The 17,740-nt window shown below is 73.9% G+C and carries 18 protein-coding genes; 5 read left to right on the top strand and 13 right to left on the bottom strand.

Annotated features, from left to right (window positions below):
• The 7 genes from ACFXAM_RS23395 to ACFXAM_RS23365 all read right to left on the bottom strand — a co-directional run.
• Nucleotides 1–1,375, bottom strand: a 1,375-nt coding sequence (locus ACFXAM_RS23395) for a DoxX family membrane protein (RefSeq protein WP_380294165.1), incomplete at its 3' end; no start/stop codon positions are given.
• A gap of 203 nt (nucleotides 1,376–1,578) precedes the next feature.
• A complete protein-coding gene (gene rlmB, locus ACFXAM_RS23390) occupies nucleotides 1,579–2,574 on the bottom strand; it encodes a 23S rRNA (guanosine(2251)-2'-O)-methyltransferase RlmB (RefSeq protein ID WP_344344715.1) in 996 nt (331 codons plus the stop codon).
• Between the two features lie 138 nt (nucleotides 2,575–2,712).
• Entirely contained in the window at nucleotides 2,713–4,107 is a 1,395-nt protein-coding gene (gene cysS, locus ACFXAM_RS23385; RefSeq protein WP_380294164.1) for a cysteine--tRNA ligase, read from the bottom strand.
• Between the two features lie 117 nt (nucleotides 4,108–4,224).
• Nucleotides 4,225–4,617: a PPOX class F420-dependent oxidoreductase gene (locus ACFXAM_RS23380; protein ID WP_380294163.1), complete on the bottom strand. Its 393-nt coding sequence runs from the start codon at nucleotides 4,615–4,617 to the stop codon at nucleotides 4,225–4,227.
• A gap of 142 nt (nucleotides 4,618–4,759) precedes the next feature.
• A complete protein-coding gene (gene ispF, locus ACFXAM_RS23375) occupies nucleotides 4,760–5,260 on the bottom strand; it encodes a 2-C-methyl-D-erythritol 2,4-cyclodiphosphate synthase (RefSeq protein WP_380294162.1) in 501 nt (166 codons plus the stop codon).
• Nucleotides 5,250–6,008, bottom strand: a complete 759-nt coding sequence (ispD, locus tag ACFXAM_RS23370; RefSeq protein ID WP_380294167.1) for a 2-C-methyl-D-erythritol 4-phosphate cytidylyltransferase — start codon at nucleotides 6,006–6,008, stop codon at nucleotides 5,250–5,252. Before ispD ends, ispF begins: the two co-directional genes overlap by 11 nt.
• A gap of 258 nt (nucleotides 6,009–6,266) precedes the next feature.
• Nucleotides 6,267–6,749 (bottom strand): CarD family transcriptional regulator, encoded by a 483-nt coding sequence (locus tag ACFXAM_RS23365; protein WP_030244332.1) that lies wholly within the window; start codon nucleotides 6,747–6,749, stop codon nucleotides 6,267–6,269.
• Nucleotides 6,750–7,165: 416 nt separating this feature from the next.
• Between ACFXAM_RS23365 and ACFXAM_RS23360 the strand changes: the two genes are divergently transcribed.
• Nucleotides 7,166–7,855 (top strand): DUF461 domain-containing protein, encoded by a 690-nt coding sequence (locus ACFXAM_RS23360; protein WP_380294161.1) that lies wholly within the window; start codon nucleotides 7,166–7,168, stop codon nucleotides 7,853–7,855.
• Between the two features lie 89 nt (nucleotides 7,856–7,944).
• On the opposite strand, the gene ACFXAM_RS23355 is transcribed toward ACFXAM_RS23360, so the two are convergent.
• Both ACFXAM_RS23355 and ACFXAM_RS23350 read right to left on the bottom strand, forming a co-directional pair.
• Nucleotides 7,945–8,637 (bottom strand): response regulator transcription factor, encoded by a 693-nt coding sequence (locus tag ACFXAM_RS23355; protein ID WP_030305055.1) that lies wholly within the window; start codon nucleotides 8,635–8,637, stop codon nucleotides 7,945–7,947.
• A 2-nt stretch (nucleotides 8,638–8,639) separates the two neighbouring features.
• Nucleotides 8,640–9,923 (bottom strand): sensor histidine kinase, encoded by a 1,284-nt coding sequence (locus tag ACFXAM_RS23350; RefSeq protein ID WP_380294160.1) that lies wholly within the window; start codon nucleotides 9,921–9,923, stop codon nucleotides 8,640–8,642.
• Nucleotides 9,924–10,231: 308 nt separating this feature from the next.
• Between ACFXAM_RS23350 and phoU the strand changes: the two genes are divergently transcribed.
• Together phoU and ACFXAM_RS23340 are read left to right on the top strand one after the other, a co-directional pair.
• Nucleotides 10,232–10,915, top strand: coding sequence for a phosphate signaling complex protein PhoU (gene phoU, locus ACFXAM_RS23345; protein ID WP_380294159.1), 684 nt, complete (start codon nucleotides 10,232–10,234; stop codon nucleotides 10,913–10,915).
• A 193-nt stretch (nucleotides 10,916–11,108) separates the two neighbouring features.
• Nucleotides 11,109–11,285 (top strand): hypothetical protein, encoded by a 177-nt coding sequence (locus ACFXAM_RS23340; protein WP_376097053.1) that lies wholly within the window; start codon nucleotides 11,109–11,111, stop codon nucleotides 11,283–11,285.
• A 120-nt stretch (nucleotides 11,286–11,405) separates the two neighbouring features.
• Here the strand turns inward: ACFXAM_RS23340 and ACFXAM_RS23335 are convergent, their stop codons facing one another.
• Nucleotides 11,406–11,993, bottom strand: a complete 588-nt coding sequence (locus ACFXAM_RS23335; RefSeq protein ID WP_380294158.1) for a lytic polysaccharide monooxygenase — start codon at nucleotides 11,991–11,993, stop codon at nucleotides 11,406–11,408.
• 268 nt (nucleotides 11,994–12,261) lie between these two features.
• A complete protein-coding gene (locus tag ACFXAM_RS23330; protein WP_380294157.1) occupies nucleotides 12,262–13,020 on the bottom strand; it encodes a phosphoglyceromutase in 759 nt (252 codons plus the stop codon).
• Nucleotides 13,021–13,170: 150 nt separating this feature from the next.
• Between ACFXAM_RS23330 and ACFXAM_RS23325 the strand changes: the two genes are divergently transcribed.
• Complete coding sequence (locus ACFXAM_RS23325) at nucleotides 13,171–14,544, top strand: MDR family MFS transporter (protein ID WP_380294156.1); 1,374 nt, start codon at nucleotides 13,171–13,173, stop codon at nucleotides 14,542–14,544.
• A 16-nt stretch (nucleotides 14,545–14,560) separates the two neighbouring features.
• Here the strand turns inward: ACFXAM_RS23325 and ACFXAM_RS23320 are convergent, their stop codons facing one another.
• Nucleotides 14,561–15,085, bottom strand: a complete 525-nt coding sequence (locus ACFXAM_RS23320; RefSeq protein ID WP_380294155.1) for a YbjN domain-containing protein — start codon at nucleotides 15,083–15,085, stop codon at nucleotides 14,561–14,563.
• A gap of 65 nt (nucleotides 15,086–15,150) precedes the next feature.
• Complete coding sequence (gene mshA, locus ACFXAM_RS23315; RefSeq protein ID WP_380294166.1) at nucleotides 15,151–16,473, bottom strand: D-inositol-3-phosphate glycosyltransferase; 1,323 nt, start codon at nucleotides 16,471–16,473, stop codon at nucleotides 15,151–15,153.
• A 360-nt stretch (nucleotides 16,474–16,833) separates the two neighbouring features.
• On the opposite strand from mshA, the gene ACFXAM_RS23310 reads away from it, so the two are divergent.
• Nucleotides 16,834–17,667 carry a class I SAM-dependent methyltransferase gene (locus ACFXAM_RS23310; protein WP_380294154.1) on the top strand — a complete coding sequence of 278 codons (834 nt, stop codon included), beginning with the start codon at nucleotides 16,834–16,836 and terminating at the stop codon, nucleotides 17,665–17,667.
• Nucleotides 17,668–17,740 lie beyond the last annotated feature (73 nt).

The following is a 17,740-nucleotide window of genomic DNA, read 5'->3' as shown; positions in this document are numbered from 1 at the left end:
GCCGGGACGGCGCCGGCGAGGGCGCCGAGGTGGCCGGGGCCTTGCCGCCGGGGGTGGCGGACGGTCCGCCGCCCGGCCAGACCGGCGTGCCGTAGTCGTCGGCCGGCCGGGACGGCGCCGGGGGCTGCGGGCGGGCGCCGGTGCGGACCGCCGCGCCCAGCATCGAGCCGAGCAGCAGGGTCAGGCCGACGACCACCGAGGTGACCACCGAGCCGCGCCGCAGCACCCGGCGGCGCAGCGCCGCCGGGGCGTCCGCGCCGTAGTACCGCCAGGCCTCCAGGTTGAGCCGGCCGTCCAGCGAGGCGAACGGCGCCCCGGCGATCAGCAGCGGGCTCCACGCCGCCAGGAAGATCAGGTCGGGGGTGTCGTAGACCGGGACGGCCCGCCAGCTCACCGTGAACAGCAGCGCCGCGGACAGCGCCATCGCCGCACCGGCCGCGAGCCGCTGCCACAGGCCGAGCACGGTCAGCACGCCGACCACGATCTCGGTGAACGACACCACCAGGCCCGCGCCGACCGGGTGCGCCATCCCGAAGGCCAGCAGCGGTTCGGCGACCTTCCACGGGTGCAGCGAGGAGAGCCAGCGCATCATCGAGCCGCGTTCGCCGCCGTCGAAGTACACCGGGTCGCAGAGCTTGCTGAACCCGGCGTAGACGGAGAGCGAGCCGAGCACGGCGCGCAGCGGCAGCAGGACCAGGCCGAGGTCGACCCGGCGGCCGGGGTACCAGGGCTGCCTGCCCTCGGCGCCGGCGGCCGACACCTCGGGCAGCTCGCCGCTGGGCGTCCAGCCCTGCGGCGCGCCGACCGGGCCGACGCCGCCCTCGGTGGCGGTGCCGGCGCCCTCGCGCGACTGGCGCGGCACCGCGCGGGCGCCGCCGTACGACGGGAGCACCCGGGTGTCCGCGTCCGCCAGGGAGCCGCCGGACCGTCCGCCGCGCCCGCCGACCCCGGCCGGGACGGCGCCGAGCCGGACCGCCTCCAGGAGCTGGGTGGCCGCGACGTCGCCCGGGCGCGCCTCGCCGGTCCAGGTGACCGGGGTGACCCGGCCCTTGCGGCGCGGCGGCGCCCCGGCGAAGCCGGCGGCGAGCGCGCGCACGTCGTCGGCGGGGACGACCACCTGGGGGGTGACCAGCGGGCGGCGGATCAGTCCCTGGGTGCCGTACGGGTCGCCGAACGCCGCACCGGTGGAGAGCAGTCCGGCCGGGGCGTCGATCAGCGGCGCCACCGGAGTGGCGAGGTTGAGCCGGAAGCTCGCCTGGGTGCTGCTGAGGCGCGCCGGGTCGGACGGCACCTTGACCGTGTTGAGGCCGGGGCCCGCGTCGATCCCGGTGCTGCCACCGCCCAGGAGCGGGCGCCGAGGTGTTCTGGTGTCCACGACCGTCTAACCGGGTGACACCCGGTTAGGACACTCTCCCGGGTGGATGTCGGGAGCTCCCTTGAAGGGATCAGGAAAAAAGCGACCGGACCCTGTCGGATCCGATCGCTTTCCCCTGACTTGCGGGCGAACGGGAGGCGGTTCCGGAGAACGCCTTGCGCCGGACGCCCGGGCCGTGCTCAGGCCCGCGCGCGCCCCGGAGGTCAGCCGACCTTGGCGCGCAGCCGGGCCGCCTCGTACAGCACGACGCCGGCCGCGACGCCCGCGTTCAGCGACTCGGTGAGCCCGGACATCGGGATCCGCACCCGCAGGTCGCAGGTCTCCGAGACCAGCCGGGACAGGCCCTTGCCCTCGCTGCCCGCGACGATCACCACCGGCCCGGTCAGCGCCTCCAGGTCGCCGATCTCGGCCTCGCCGTCGGCGGCCAGGCCGACCACCATCAGACCGGCCTTCTGGTAGGCCTCCAGGGCCCGGGTCAGGTTGGTCGCCCGGGCGACGGGCAGCCGGGCCGCCGCGCCGGAGGAGGTCTTCCAGGCACCGGCGGTCATGCCGGCCGCCCGGCGCTCCGGGATGACCACGCCGTGCGCGCCGAAGGCGGCGGCGGAACGGACCACGGCACCCAGGTTGCGGGAGTCGGTGACGCCGTCCAGCGCCACGATCAGCGCGTCCCGGCCGGAGTCCGCGGCCTCGTCCAGCAGGTCCTCGGGGTGCGCGTACTCGTACGGCGGGACCTGCAGCACCAGGCCCTGGTGGTTCATCCCGCCGGTCATCTGGTCCAGCTGCGGGCGCGGGGCCTCCATCAGCGGGATGCCGCGGTCGTTGGCGGCCTGGAAGGCGTCGCGGACCCGGTCGTCGGTGTCGATGAACTGCTGGACGTACAGCGCGTTGGCCGGAACGTCGCCCTGCAGGGCCTCGACCACCGAGTTGCGGCCGAAGACCAGCTCGGCGCTGCCCGCGCCGCCGCGGCCGCCGCGCCCGCCGCCCCCGGCCCGGCGCATGCCGGCCCGGGCCTTGGCGTCCCGCTCGCGCTTCAGCGCGGCGTTGGCGGCCCGCTGCTTGGGGTGGCCCTTGCGCTCCTCGCCGGGCGGGGTCGGGCCCTTGCCCTGGAGCGCCTTCCGGCTGTGGCCGCCGGTACCGACACTCGCGCCCTTCTTCGACCCGGGGTTGCGGCGGTTCCTGCGCTGGCTGTTGCCGGCCATGGCTGTACTTCCTGTCTGTCTGTCCGGCATGGCCGGCCGCCCCGGACGTACCGGTGGCGCCCGACGGCATGCGCTCCGTCATGCGGGCGGGCCGCACCGGTCCGGTACGGCCCACCTCACCCCTCGGTCGCCGGGGGGTTACTGGCTGTTGATCGTCCAGCGCGGGCCGGACGGGGTGTCCTCGATCGCCAGCCCGGCCAGGCCGAGCTGGTCACGGATGGCGTCCGCGGTGGCGAAGTCCTTGCGGGCCCGCGCCGCCTGGCGCTGGTCCAGGACGAGCCGGACCAGCGAGTCGACCACGCCGTGGAGGTCCTCGCCGCGCTCCGTCCCGGCCCACTGCGGGTCGAGCGGGTCCAGACCCAGTACTCCGAGCATCGCACGGACCTCGGCCAAGCGCGCCACCGCGCTCTCCTTGTCGTCCGCGGTGAGGGCGCTGTTGCCCTGGCGGACGGCGGTGTGCACGATCGCGAGCGCCTGCGGCACGCCCAGGTCGTCGTCCATCGCCTCGGCGAAGGCCGGCGGCACCTCGGGCGCCGCGTCGACGGCGCCGCAGCGCTCCACGGCGCGCTGGACGAAGCCCTCGATCCGGCCGAAGCCGGCCTCGGCCTCACGCAGCGACTCCTCGCTGTACTCGATCATCGAGCGGTAGTGCGGCGCAGCCAGGTAGTAGCGGAGCACGATCGGCCGCCACTGCCGGACCATCTCGGAGACCAGCACCGAGTTGCCGAGCGACTTGCTCATCTTCTCGCCGGCCATGGTGACCCAGGCGTTGTGCACCCAGAAGTTGGCGAAGTCGTCGCCGAAGGCCTTGGACTGGGCGATCTCGTTCTCGTGGTGCGGGAAGATCAGGTCGAGCCCGCCGCCGTGGACGTCGAAGGCCGCGCCCAGGTACTTGTGGGCCATCGCGGAGCACTCCAGGTGCCAGCCCGGACGGCCGCGGCCCCACGGGGTCTCCCAGCTCGGCTCGCCCGGCTTGGCGGACTTCCACATCGCGAAGTCGCGCGGGTCGCGCTTGCCGGTCTCGCCCTCCCCGGAGGGCTGCAGGAGGTTGTCCAGCTTCTGGTTGGAGAGCGCCAGGTAGTCGGGGTACGACTTCACGTCGAAGTAGACGTTGCCGTCCGCCTCGTAGGCGTGCCCCTTCTCGATGAGGCCGCGCATCATCTCGATCATCTCGGGGATGTGCCCGGTCGCGCGCGGCTCGACGGTCGGCGGCAGGCAGCCGAGGGCGTTGTAGCCGTCGTTGAAGGCGCGCTCGTTCTCGTAGGCGATCTGCCACCACGGCGTGCCGAGCTCGCGCTCCTTGGCGATGATCTTGTCGTCGATGTCGGTGACGTTCCGGGCGAAGGTCACCTGGTAGCCGCGGTAGGCGAACCACCGCTGCATGACGTCGAAGTTGAGGTAGGACCGGACGTGCCCGATGTGTGGCGCCGACTGGACGGTAGCGCCGCACAGGTAGATCGAGACACAACCCGGGACAAGCGGGACGAAGTCGCGGACCTGTCGGGTGCTGGTGTCGTACAGTCGAATGCTCACAGCGTCAAGCGTAGTGGGCGGCGGGGGGTGCCCCGCGACATTCCGGAATGTCAAGACCCCCGGCGGAGCCTTTTCCGCCGGGTCGGGCCCGGGACCGCCCCCGCCGCGCCGGGTGGCTCAGATCGAGCCGACCACCTTCCGCGGGGTGATCCGGACGACGACGCGCACGTCCTCCGGGCCGTCGTAGTCGTAGTCCTTGCCCTGGTACTTCCGGGACAGTTCGTCGATCAGCTCCCGGCCGCCCTCACGGGTCAGCGAGACCTCGCCGCGCACCTCCAGGTAGGTGTACGGGTTCTCCGGCGGGTTGACCACCAGCGAGACCCGCGGGTCCTTCAGCAGGTTGAGGTGCTTGCGACGCCCCTCGACGGTGGAGAACAGGATGTCCTCGCCGTCGCGCGTCACCCAGACCACGGAGGACTGGGGGCTGCCGTCGGGCTGGATCGTGGAGACCACGGCGAAGCTCTTGGCGTCGATCAGGGCCTTGGCCCGGTCGGAGAGTTGGGCACTCATCGGAAACCTCATCTCGTCGGCGGCGGGTACGGCCCGAGGGGAAGCCCGCGCGGGCCCGGACGAACACTATCGACTCGGGCCCGCAGGACACCCGGTGAACACCCGTCAGTCGCGGATTGTTCCCGGGCCTCCTCCGCGGACGTCAACGCCGCTCGTACACCAGAGCGGTGGCGATCGCCGCGAGCCCCTCCGCGCGCCCGGTGAGACCGAGCCCGTCGGTGGTGGTCCCGGAGACCGAGACCGGGGCGCCGACCGCCGCGCCGAGCGCGGCCTGCGCCTCCGCCCGGCGCTTGCCGATCTTCGGCCGGACCCCGATCACCTGGATCGCGACGTTGCCGATCTCGAAGCCCGCCGCGCGGACCAGCCGGGCCGCCTCGCCGAGCAGCTTCACCCCGGACGCGCCGGCCCACTCCGGCCGGTCGGTGCCGAAGTGCGCGCCCAGGTCACCGATCCCGGCGGCCGAGAACAGCGCGTCGCAGGCGGCGTGGGCGGCCACGTCGGCGTCCGAGTGCCCGGCCAGACCGGCCTCGGCGCCGGGCCACTCCAGCCCGGCCACCCACAGCGGGCGGCCGGGCTCGAACGCGTGCACGTCGGTGCCGATGCCGACCCGGGGGAGGACGGGGGTCTGCGGATCAGTAGGCATCGGCGGCCCTCCGGCGGGCGAGTACGGCCTCGGCGAGCACGAGGTCCAGCGGACGGGTCACCTTGAACGCCTCCTCGTGGCCGGGCACCACGACCACCCGGCCGCCGAACCGCTCGACCAGGCCCGCGTCGTCGGTGACCGGCGGCAGGCCGGCCCCGTCCTGCGCGGTCTCCTCGGCCAGCGCCCTGGCGTGCACCTCGGCCAGCGTCTCCCGGCGGAAGCCCTGCGGGGTCTGGACCGCGCGCAGGGTCGCGCGGTCGGGCGTGTCGAGCACCGGCTCGGGCCCGCCCGCCACCGGCTCGACCCGCTTGACGGTGTCGGCCAGCGGCACCGCCGGCACCACCGCCTCGGCGCCGGCCCGGACGGCGGACGCCACCGCGTCCACCACCTCGACCGGGACGAGCGGACGGGCGGCGTCGTGCACCAGCACGATGCCGACCTCGGCGGGGATGGCGGCCAGGCCCAGCCGGACCGACTCCTGGCGGGTCGCCCCGCCGGCCACCACCCGGATGTCCTTGTCCTCCAGCCCGTGGCTGTCGAGCAGGGCGACCACCTCGGCCACCCCGTCGGCGGGCGCGGCGACCACGACCAGGCCGACCGCGCGGCTGCGGGTCAGCGCCCGGACGGCGTGCACCAGGAGCGGCACGCCCCCCAGTTCACGCAGGGCCTTCGGGGCACCCGGTCCCAGGCGCTCACCGCGGCCGGCGGCGGGCACCACTGCTGCTGCGACTGCTGCTGTGGCGTTCAGGTTTCACTCCTTCGGCGAAGTGGGTATGGCCATGGCGTGCACGACGGGCGCGGACCCCTTCCGAAGCACCACCGTCTTCCGCCCGCACAGCAGCAGAAACGGTCATGCGGACCCGAGGCCGGCCAGGCCGCTCGGGTGCGGGGGCGTCGTCCGGACACGCCTCAGCGCCCGAAGTGCCACTGCACCACCCGCGGACCCGTGGTCCGGTGGGCGGCGCGCCGGCATCGGGCGCTGTGAGCGTTGTGGAGCGGACGGCCGCTACGAGGCGAGCACCTCGTCGAGCAGCGTCTCCGCCTTGTCCTCGTTGGTGTTCTCCGCCAGCGCGAGCTCGCTGACGAGGATCTGGCGCGCCTTGGCGAGCATGCGCTTCTCACCGGCGGAGAGGCCGCGCTCGCGCTCGCGACGCCACAGGTCGCGGACGACCTCGGCGACCTTGATGACATCACCCGAGGCGAGCTTCTCCAGGTTCGCCTTGTAGCGACGGGACCAGTTGGTCGGCTCTTCGGTGTACGGTGCGCGCAGCACCTCGAAGACCCGGTCCAGACCCTCCTGGCCGACCACATCGCGCACGCCGACGAACTCCGCGTTCTCGGCGGGCACGCGGAGCGTCAGGTCTCCCTGCTGCACCTTGAGCACCAGGTAGGTCTTGTCCACACCTTTGATCTGGCGAATTTCGATGGCCTCGATCAGCGCGGCCCCGTGATGGGGGTAGACCACCGTGTCGCCAACCTTGAACGTCATGTGACAGGACCCCTTCCGTGGCTTTCCAGAATAACACGCTTTTCGGCGCACCCGAAGGGCGTTTTCGCAGGTCAGGGCCGGTCTCGGGGCTTGACAAGGACCCCCATGACGTGCTGCGACCGGTGTTCGAGGAGGGCTTCCCGCAGGTCGGAGGCGGTTCCGCCGCCCGCTGAAACCTCTGGCAACACGCCCGAAACCGTGATTTGATCTTGGGTTTTCACCGTTTATCAGGTCGTTTCCGGATCGTGATCCGATCTTGGTCGGCGCTTGACCTGGACACGCGGACGTGCCGCCGTCCGGGCGCCCGTCCGCACCGGGCGCGCGACACGAAGGGACCACCCCGTGAGGACGGCATAAGCGAGGTCGATAATCTGAGACCTGACCTTCCGACACGTGACTTAGGAGAAGCCGCCGCCGTGAGCCGCAGCCTTCGACGCGGCAGCATCGCCGCCCTCGCCGCCCTGGCCATCGCCCCGCTGTCCGCCTGCGCCGCCGGGAACACCCCGGCAACCCTGCAGATCAAGCCGGACAACGCGGCCGCCACGCTGGGCACCGACGTCCGCCTGAACAACATCGTCGTGGTCACCGGGGACGAGTCCTCCGGCGAACACACCGGCCCCGCCAACGTGACGGTGAACATCAGCAACAGCGGGACCGAGGCGCTGGAGCTGCAGTCCATCACCGTCGCCGGCGGCTCCCCCGCCACCTTCGCCGACGACAAGGGCGCCCCGCTGACCAGCATCTCCGTCCCGGCCGGCGGCGCGGTGCTGCTCGGCGGTCCGGGCAACCCGACCGCCAGGGTCGCCTCCACCACCGTGACCGTGGGCGGCTACGTGGCGACCTCCTTCACGTTCAAGAACCACGACAAGCTCGACACCGAGGCGCAGGTCAGCCCGAACAAGGACCTGTACAAGGGCTTCGGCCCGACCGCCCCGGCCGCCGTGCCGAGCAAGGCCGCCACCCCGGCCGCTCCCGCCACCGGTGCCGCCACCCCGGCCGCCGGTGCCACCACTCCGGCCGCTCCCGCCGCGAGCGGCACGGCCACCGCCCCGGCGGCCCCCGCCACGGGCAGCGCGTCGGCCCCGGCGGTCCCGGCCGCCCACTGAGGCCCGGCCCCGCCGCACCGCTGAAGCGCGAACGCCCCTCCGGCCGGTACCGGAGGGGCGTTCGGGTGTCCGCGGCCGGACGGCCGGGTCTACGGCTCGAACTTGTAGCCGAGGCCGCGGACCGTGACCAGGTAGCGCGGCGCGCCCGGGTCCGGCTCGATCTTCGCCCGCAGCCGCTTGACGTGGACGTCCAGCGTCTTGGTGTCGCCGACGTAGTCCGCGCCCCAGACCCGGTCGATCAGCTGCATCCGGGTGAGCACCCGGCCGGCGTTGCGCAGCAGCATCTCCAGCAGGTCGAACTCCTTGAGCGGCAGGTCGACCTTGGCGCCGTCCACGGTCACCACGTGCCGGTCGACGTCCATCCGGACCGGGCCCGCCTCCAGGGCGCCGGGGCCGCCGCCGTCGCCGGGGCCCTCGTTCTCGCCGCGGCGGCGCAGCACCGCGCGGATCCGGGCGACCAGCTCACGGGTGGAGTAGGGCTTGGTGACGTAGTCGTCCGCGCCTATCTCCAGACCGACCACCTTGTCGATCTCGCTGTCCTTGGCGGTGACCATGATCACCGGCACGTTGGAGCGGACCCGCAGCTGGCGGCAGACCTCGGTGCCGGGCAGCCCCGGCAGCATCAGGTCGAGCAGGACGAGGTCGGCGCCGTTGCGTTCGAACTGCTCCAGGGCATCGGGGCCGGTGGCGGCGATGGCCACCTCGAAGCCCTCCTTGCGAAGCATGTACGAGAGGGCGTCGCTGAACGACTCCTCGTCCTCGACCACCAGTACTCGGGTCACGATCAGGCCTCCGGGGCAAGCTGGGGGGTTGTTTCTGACAGGGGTTCCGCGGACTCCCCCGCACGGGGCCGGTCCACGGGGGCCTGCCCGGCGGGCAGGCGGAGGGTGAAGGTGGAGCCCTGGCCCTCGACGCTCCACACCGACACGGTGCCGCCGTGCGAGGCGGCCACGTGCTTGACGATGGAGAGGCCGAGGCCGGTGCCGCCGGTCTGCCGGGAGCGTGCGGGGTCGACCCGGTAGAAGCGTTCGAAGACCCGTTCGCGGTCCTTCTCGGAGATGCCGATGCCCTGGTCGGTCACCGAGATCTCGATGAGCTCGCCGTCGGCCTCGCCCAGCGCGGCGGCGCTGGAGATCCGGCGGGTGGCGATCGCGACCCTGGTCCGCGGCGGGCTGTAGTTGACGGCGTTCTCGACGAGGTTGCCGAGCGCCGCGGCGAGCTGGCCGCGGTTGCCGTGCAGGTAGAGGCCGGCGATGCCGCCGGCCGCGATGAGGATCTGCTTGGCGGCGGCCTGCTGGCGGCAGCGGTCGATCGCCTCGGCGATCAGCTCGTCCACCGCGACCGGCTCCGGGTCGACCATCAGCCGGTCGTCCTGGACCCGGGAGAGGTCGATGATCTCCTGGACCAGGCTGGCCAGCCTGGTCGCCTCGATCTGCATCCGGCCGGCGAAGCGCTGCACCGCCTCCGGGTCGTCGGACGCGTCCGCGACCGCCTCGGAGAGCAGCGAGAGCGCGCCGACCGGGGTCTTGAGCTCATGGCTGACGTTGGCGACGAAGTCGCGGCGGACCGCCTCCACCCGGCGGCGCTCGGTCTGGTCCTCGACCAGCACCAGCACCAGCCGGGAGCCCAGCGGGGCGACCCGGGCCGAGACCGCGAGCGGTTCGACGGCGCGCGCCGCACCCGGGCGGGGCAGCTCCAGTTCGAGCTGGCGGATCTCGCCGTCCCGGCGGGTGGAGCGGGCCAGCGCGAGCAGCTGGTCGACGGCGACCGCGCCGCCGCGCACCAGGCCCATCGCGTAGGCCGCCGAGCTGGCCTTGACCACGTCGTCGCTCTCGCCGAGCACGATCGCGCAGGACCGCAGCACGGAGAGCACGGTGTCGACCCCCGGGGGCAGCGGGGGTTCCTGCGCGGGGCCCAGGCCCTGGTTGCGGCCCTGGCTGCGGTTGGTTCCGCCGTACCTGCCCCTGGCCTGCTCGCGCTCGCTCCAACGGAAGGCGATCGAGGCCGTGAGGCCGACGCCGAGCCCGGCTATGGCGCAGGCAGCGGCGGCGGCCACGTTCACGTCCATGACGCCAGCCTAAGCGCACGGTGCGAGCACTCCCCATGGGCCCGATCAAGGGATCGGCCACGCGTTGCCGAGAATTCACCTTCAAGTAGCTGCCGGTTCACCGAACGGGTCGTGCGTGGTCGCCCGGACGGCCGAGAGTGGGCGTCGGAGCCCGTGTGGGAGGGGCGGTCCGGCCGGACGGCCATCCGCCGCCCCGGGGTGTGCGCGTACGATGCGCGCCACCAGCAGCGGCCATCCATACGTCGTTCGGAGCGTCGTACCGGATGACCGGTCGGCACCGCCACCGACACAGCTACTGAGGAGAGAACATGCGCGACGCGTACCACGAGGAACTCGACTCGATCGGCGACAGCCTGGTCGAGATGGCCCGGCTGGTCGGTTCGGCCCTCGGGCGGGCCACCACCGCGCTCCTCGACGCGGACCTGGCGCTGGCGGAGAGCGTGATCGCCGCCGACGAGAAGATCAACGACCTGCACCACGAGCTGGAGAACCGGGCGATCGACCTGCTCGCCCGTCAGCAGCCGGTCGCCACCGACCTGCGCATCGTCGTCACCTCGCTGCGGATGAGCTCCGACCTGGAGCGCTGCGGCGACCTCGCCCAGCACGTCGCCAAGGTCGCCCGGCTGCGCTACCCCGAGTCGGCCGTCCCCGGCGACCTGCACGCGACCGTCCTGGAGATGGGGCAGCTCGCGCAGCGGCTGGTCGCCAAGGCCGGCCTGGTGATCGCCACCAAGGACGTCGACAAGGCGCTGGAGCTGGAGCAGGACGACGACGCGATCGACGCGCTGCACCGCGAGCTGTTCGCGCACCTCATCGACGAGCGCTGGCACCACGGTATCGAGACCGCGGTGGACGTCACCCTGGTCGGCCGCTACTACGAGCGGTTCGCCGACCACGCGGTCTCGGTGGCCAAGCGCGTGGTGTACCTGGTGACCGGCGAGCACGTGGACGAGTTCGTCGCGGCCACCGAGGCGGCGGCCGCGGTCGAGTGACCTCCGGGCGCGGTCCCGGGCACACGCGGGCGCGGTGAACGCGGGCGCGGTAAACCCCCGGGCCGGGGTGGTGGGGAAGCACGGACGGCCGGACTCCCCACCACTGCGCGCCCGTTGACGCTCCCTCCGGTCTGCGGTTTCACTCGAACCCGTAGGCACCGAGGTGTGCCCGTCAGAAGGAGGGGTCAGCGCGATGAAGGCAAACCCGACCGGCCCGGCATCGGCTCCCGAGACCATCGAACCACCCGCCCCGAAGCTGCTGCCCGTCCTCGCGGCCGGCTGCGGCTGCGGACCGGGCTGCGGCTGCGGCTGCCAGTCCGGCGCACCCTGCCAGTGCGGCGGGGTCGACGGCGGCTGCTGCGGCCACTGAGGCGGTCGTCCGTCCCTCCCGCCGGTGCCGCCGCGGAGCTCCGGGGTGCACGGCTGCCGTGGGAGACGGCCGTGCACCCCGGTCTCCTTCACCGCCGGGGCGCCGACGGGGTCCGCTGCGTCAGAAGGTGACGTCGGTGCAGGAGTAGAAGGCGTTGCCGGTGTCCGCGACGTCCCAGACCGCGACGACCACGTGGTGACCGGTCCGGCCGGACGGCAGCGTCGCGGTGTGGCTGAGCGTGCTGGGCACCTGGGTGCCGTTGTAGGGGACGTTCAGGAACGGGGTCAGCTCCAGGTTGGCCCGGGTGACCTTCTGCGTGGCGCTGTAGCCGGGCTTGGTCAGGTAGTACCGGAAGCCGGACGTGGCGTGCCGGGCGGTGAACCGCCAGGTGAAGGTCAGCCGCTGGCCCGCCGAGACGGCGGTCGCCGGCCAGGCGCCGCCGCGCGGGTCGTCCAGCTCGGCGAACCGGCTGTTGCCCCCGGCACAGATGGTGCCGTCGGCCGGCCCCGAGGCCGGGAAGCCCTTCGTGCCCTCGACGCTCTGCGGTTCCCAGCGGATGTCGCCGCATCCGGTCACCGTGCCCGCACCGCAGAGCGCGGCCCTGCTGGGCGGAGTGGTGATGTAGCCGTGTGACTGCGCCGGCAGGGCGACCGCGACCGGCACCGCGAGGGCGGCGATCACGGCTCCGACGACATGACGTGTGCGCATGGTGCTCCTCCGTGGGGGTGGATGGAGAGTGCGCCGGGCGCGGACACGCGCGCGTGGGGGATGGCATGCCTGCGCCGGGTCGGTGCTCACACGGTAGGAGCCGCCACCGGCACCGTCAATGGTCTGAACCATTTTTACGGCACGGTGAACTCGCCCCACCCACAACCGAGTTGCCCACGAAAGGCCCCGGCCCGCAGGCGGCCCGGGAACGACGACGGCCCCGCACCGGCGCGATCGGCGCAGGTGGGGGGCCGTAGCGGCAAGCGGCTTACTTCTTGCCCTGGTTCTTGACGGCCTCGATCGCGGCGGCGGCGGCTTCGGCGTCGAGGTAGCGGCCGCCCCTGGTGAGCGGCTTGAAGTCGGCGTCCAGCTCGTAGACCAGCGGGATGCCGGTCGGGATGTTGAGGCCGGCGATGTCGGCGTCGGAGATGCCGTCGAGGTGCTTGACCAGCGCGCGCAGGCTGTTGCCGTGGGCGGTCACCAGGACGGTCCGGCCCGCGGCGAGGTCCGGGACGATGGCGTCGTACCAGTACGGCAGCATCCGGTCGACGACGTCCTTGAGGCACTCGGTGCGCGGACGCAGCTCGCTCGGGATCTCGGCGTAGCGGGCGTCGCCGGCCTGCGAGTACTCGGCGTCGTCGGCCAGCACCGGCGGCGGGGTGTCGTACGAGCGGCGCCAGAGCTGGAACTGCTCCTCGCCGAACTCGGCCAGGGTCTGGGCCTTGTCCTTGCCCTGGAGCGCGCCGTAGTGCCGCTCGTTCAGGCGCCAGCTGCGGCTGACCGGGATCCAGTGGCGGTCGGCCTTGTCCAGGGCGATCTGCGAGGTGCGGATGGCGCGGCGCAGCAGCGAGGTGTGCAGCACGTCCGGGAGGAAGCCCTCGGCGGCGAGCAGTTCGCCACCGCGCGCGGCCTCCTTCTCGCCCTTCTCGTTGAGGTCGACGTCGACCCAACCGGTGAACAGGTTCTTCTGGTTCCACTGGCTCTCGCCGTGGCGGAGCAGGATGAGTCGGTACGTCGTGTCAGCCATGGCCCCCAGCTTAGTGGAGCCCGGAAAACCCCCTGGCCGGGACCTCGCCGCTGCGAGTAAGGTGTGCTCCGCGCCAGAGACTCTTACCCTCCCGCTGAGCGGTCCTGCCCGTGCGGCTCAGCGGACGTCAGCCTGCCCGGGAGCCCCCACATGCCCGACTCCGCCCTGTCCGCCCGCGTCTCCAGAGCCGTCGCCGAGGCGGTGACCGGGCTGCCGCGCCAGTTCTGGTGGCTCTGGACCAGCACGCTCATCAACAAGCTGGGCGCGTTCGTCGTCACTTTCCTGGCACTCTACTTGACCACCGAACGGGGCTACTCGGCCTCGTACGCGGGCCTGGTCGCCGCGCTGTTCGGCCTGGGCTCGGCGTTCGCCTCGGTCGTCGCCGGGGTGCTGGCGGACCGGATCGGCCGGCGGCCGACCCTGGTCGCCGCCCAGCTCGGGACCGCCCTGTTCACCGCGCTGCTCGGCTTCACCGACGGGCAGGTGGCCATCGCGGTGGTCGCCTTCCTGGTCGGCTTCTGCAACAACGCGACCCGGCCGGCGACCTCGGCGATCATCGCGGACATCGTGCCCGCCGAGGACCGGGTCCGCGCCTTCGCGCTCAACTACTGGGCGATCAACATCGGCTTCGGCCTCTCCGCGGCGGTCGCCGGACTGATCGCCACCCACGGCTACCTCACGCTCTTCCTGCTGGACGCGCTCTCCACGGTGGTCTGCGCGGTCGTCATCTTCGTGCGGATCCCCGAGACCAGGCCCGAGGCGTCGAAGACGCCCGCGGCGGCCGGGGGCGGAGCGGCGCAGCGGCCGGCGATCGGACTCGCCGAGGTGTTCCAGGACGGCCGCTTCATGGCGGTGGTGGTGCTCAACCTGCTGCTCGCCCTGGTCGCCCAGCAGGGCTCCACCACGCTGGCCGTGGACATGGGCCGGGCCGGCATCACCTCCACCCAGTACGGCCTGGTGATCGGGCTCAACGGCCTGCTGATCGTGGTGCTGCAGATCCCGATCACCCGCTGGATGGAGGGCCGGGACCGCACCGCCCTGCTGGTCGCCAGCGCGCTGTTCATCGGCTGGGGCTTCGGGCTGACCGCGCTGGCCGGCTCCTCCGCCTGGTTCTACGCCTTCACCGTGGCGGTCTGGACGCTCGGCGAGATCCTCAACGCGCCGACCATGATGGGCCTGGTCGCCGAGCTGTCGCCGGCCGAGGCGCGCGGCCGCTACCAGGGCGTGTACTCGCTCTCCTGGTCGTTCGCCTCGTTCCTCGGCCCGGCGGTGGGCGGGGTGCTGCTGGAGCGGGCCGGCAGCGGGGTGATGTGGGGGGCGTGCGCGGTGCTCGGCACGGTGGCCGCCGGCGGGTACGTGCTGCTCGGGCGGCGGCCGGGGGCGGCGCTGGCGAAGTCCGCGGTGGTGGTGGAGGCGGCCCCGGTCCCGGGCGCGGCACAGGTCGCGGACGCGGTCCCGGGCACCGTGAAGGTTCCGGGCACGGCGCCGGCCGCCGGGCCGGAGCGGGCCGCGGCGGGCGGCTGACGCCCCCGACCGTCCCCTACTCGGCGGCCGGCGCCTCGGCCGGGGCGGCGAGGTGGGCGAAGGCGGCCAGGTTGCGGGTGGACTCCCCGCGCTTGGTGCGCCACTCCCACTCCCGCCGGATCGCCGTGGCGAAGCCCAGCTCCAGCAGCGTGTTGAACGGCTCGTCGGCGTTCTCCAGCACCGTGCCCAGCAGCCGGTCCACGCTCTGCGGGGTCAGCGCCTCCAGGGGCAGCCGGCCCGCCAGGTAGACGTCCCCCAGCCGGTCGACCGCGTACGCCACGCCGTAGAGCCGGGTGTTGCGCTCCAGCAGCCAGCGGTAGACCGCCTCGTGGTTCTCGTCCGGGCGGCGGACCACGAAGGCGTTCACCGAGAGGGTGTGGTCGCCGACCCGCAGGGCGCAGGTGGTGCTCAGCTTCCGGGTGCCGGGGAGCGTCGCCACCAGGGTGTACGGGTCGGTGGGGGCCGGCTCCCAGGCCACCCCGGCCTCGTCCAGGGCGGTGCGCAGGAGGGTCAGGGCCTCGTCCTTGGTGCGGATTGCCATGGGGGTGACGTTACTCGGCGGTACCTCCGCGCGCAGCAGCGCACCGGACGCGGCCGCCGCGCGGCTCAGGCCCGCCGCTGGCGCGCCCCGGCGAGCCGGCCGATCGACCGGACCAGGCTGCCGGCGTACACCTCGGCGGTGGTCGCGGCGGCGGTGTCCCAGCCGAAGCCGGCCGCGTGCCGGGCCGCCGCCGCGCCGCGCCGGGCCACCAGCTCCGGGTCGGTGACGTACGGCTCCAGCGCGTGCGACCAGTCCACCGGGTCGTGGCCGCCCACCAGGGTGCCCGTCTCGCCGTCCCGGACGGCGACCGGCAGGCCGCCCACCGCGGCCGCCACCACCGGTGTGCCGCAGGCCTGGGCCTCCAGCGCGACCAGCCCGAACGACTCGCTGTACGAGGGCATCACCAGCGCCGTCGCGGCCCGGTACCACTCGGCGAGCAGCGCCTGGCCCACCGGCGGGTGGAACCGCACCACGTCGCCGATGCCCAGCTGGGCGGCCAGCTTGTGCAGGCTCTCCGGCCGCGCCAGCCCGGTGCCGGACGGGCCGCCGACCACCGGCACCACCAGCCGTTCGCGCAGCTCGGGGCGCCGCTCCAGCAGGACGGCGACCGCGCGCAGCAGCACGTCCGGGGCCTTCAGCGGCTGGATGCGGCCGGCGAAGAGCAGCACCGCGGCGTCGGCGGGCAGCCCGAGCCGGGCCCGGGCGGCCCGGCGGGCCTCCGCGGTGCCCGGGGCCGCCGGGCGGAACACGTCCAGGTTGACGCCCGGGTGGACGACGGCCAGCTGGTCGGGGCGCGCCGCGTAGAACCGGGCCAGCTCGGCGGCCTCCTCGGTGGTGTTGGCGATCAGCCGGTCGGCCGCCTCCACCACCTGGGTCTCGCCGATCACCCGGGCCGGCGGCTCGGGGGTGTCGCCCTCCGCCAGCGCCGCGTTCTTCACCTTGGCCATGGTGTGCATGGTGTGCACCAGCGGCACGCCCCAGCGCTGGGCGGCCAGCCAGCCGACCTGGCCGGAGAGCCAGTAGTGCGAGTGCACCAGGTCGTAGTGGCCGGGACGGTGGCCGGCCTCGGTGCGCAGCACGCCGTGGGTGAAGGCGCACAGCTGGGCCGGCAGGTCCTCCTTCAGCAGGCCCTCGTACGGGCCCGCCGTGACGTGCCGGACCAGCACGCCCGGGGCCAGCTCCACGGTGGGCGCGTCGTCCGAGCAGATCGCCCGGGTGAACACCTCGACCTCGATGTTGAGCTCGGCCAGGCGCTTGGCCAGCTCCACGATGTAGACGTTCATGCCGCCCGCGTCGCCCGTCCCCGGCTGGTGCAGCGGGGAGGTGTGGACGCTGAGCATGGCTATCCGGCGCGGGCGGCGGCGGCCGCCCTGGACGAGCGACTGGATCCGGCCGCGCGCGGGCGTGGCCGGCTGGGCACGGCGTACCGAACGGACGGGGTGCTGGATCACCTGGCTGGAGCCTCCTCGTGTACTGCCCGCCTCGGCAGCCCTGCTTGCCTGCCGCCTGCTGTTCTGCCTGCTGTCCGGTGTTGCGCTGCCGCCCGCGCGCCGCACAGCCGCCGACGCCCGGTGCGGTACGCCGGCCCGCTGCCCCGTCCGGGCACACACCACCACCAGTCTGCCAACCACGCGATCGTCGACCGGCATTCCCGGGCCGGGGCATGAGATGGGCCACGCCGGGACCGGAGCGGACCGCGCCCGGGCCGCGCCGCCGGCCGCCACCGCCGGGCCCGTACCCTGTGGGGCATGGCCGCCTCCTCCCCCGACACCGTGAGCGCGCCCGCCCGCGGACGGGCCGGGCGGCCGGTGGGCACCGTCACCCGCGGCACCACCAACACCAACCGGCTGCGCCGGATGGACCGCTGGATCGCCCACGCGCTCGGGCCCGCGCTGCGCTCCGCCGAGCACCCGCCGGTCGCCGTCGACCTCGGCTACGGCGCGGCGCCGTGGACGGCCGTCGAGCTGTCCGGGCGGCTGCGGGCGGTGCGGCCGGACGTCCGGGTGGTCGGGATCGAGATCGAACCGGCCCGGGTCGCCGCGGCGCTGCCGTACGCGGTGCCGCCGCTGCTGACCTTCCGGCGCGGCGGCTTCGAGGTGCCGCTGGACGGCGGCGCGCCCGCCCTGCTGATCCGGGCCGCCAACGTGCTGCGGCAGTACGACGAGTCGGCGGTGGCCGGGGTCTGGGAGCGGCTGTGCGGCCGGCTGGCCCCGGACGGGCTGCTGGTCGAGGGCACCTGCGACGAGATCGGCCGCCGGCACGTCTGGGTGGCGCTCGGCCCGCAGGGCCCGCGGACGGTGACCTTCGCGGCCCGGCTGGGCGGCCTCGACCGGCCCTCCGACCTGGCCGAACGGCTGCCCAAGGCGCTGATCCACCACAACGTGCCGGGGCGGCCGGTGCACGCCTTCCTGCGCGACTTCGACCGCGCCTGGGCGGCGGCCGCGCCGTACGGGGCGTTCGGCGCCCGGCAGCGCTGGGTGGCGGCCTGCACCTCGCTGGCCGGGGCGTGGCCGCTGGTGGACGCGCGCGGGCGGTGGCGGCAGGGCGAGGTCACCCTGCCGTGGACGGCCCTGGCCCCCTGAGCGGTCCGGCGAGCGGCCGGCTCCGCCGCCCGGCCGGGCCCGGTGATCGAGTCCACGGTTTCACTCGAACGAG

Source organism: Kitasatospora sp. NPDC059462 (assembly GCF_042749955.1).
Classification (GTDB): domain Bacteria; phylum Actinomycetota; class Actinomycetes; order Streptomycetales; family Streptomycetaceae; genus Kitasatospora.
This window is presented reverse-complemented; position numbering and strand designations above follow the sequence as displayed.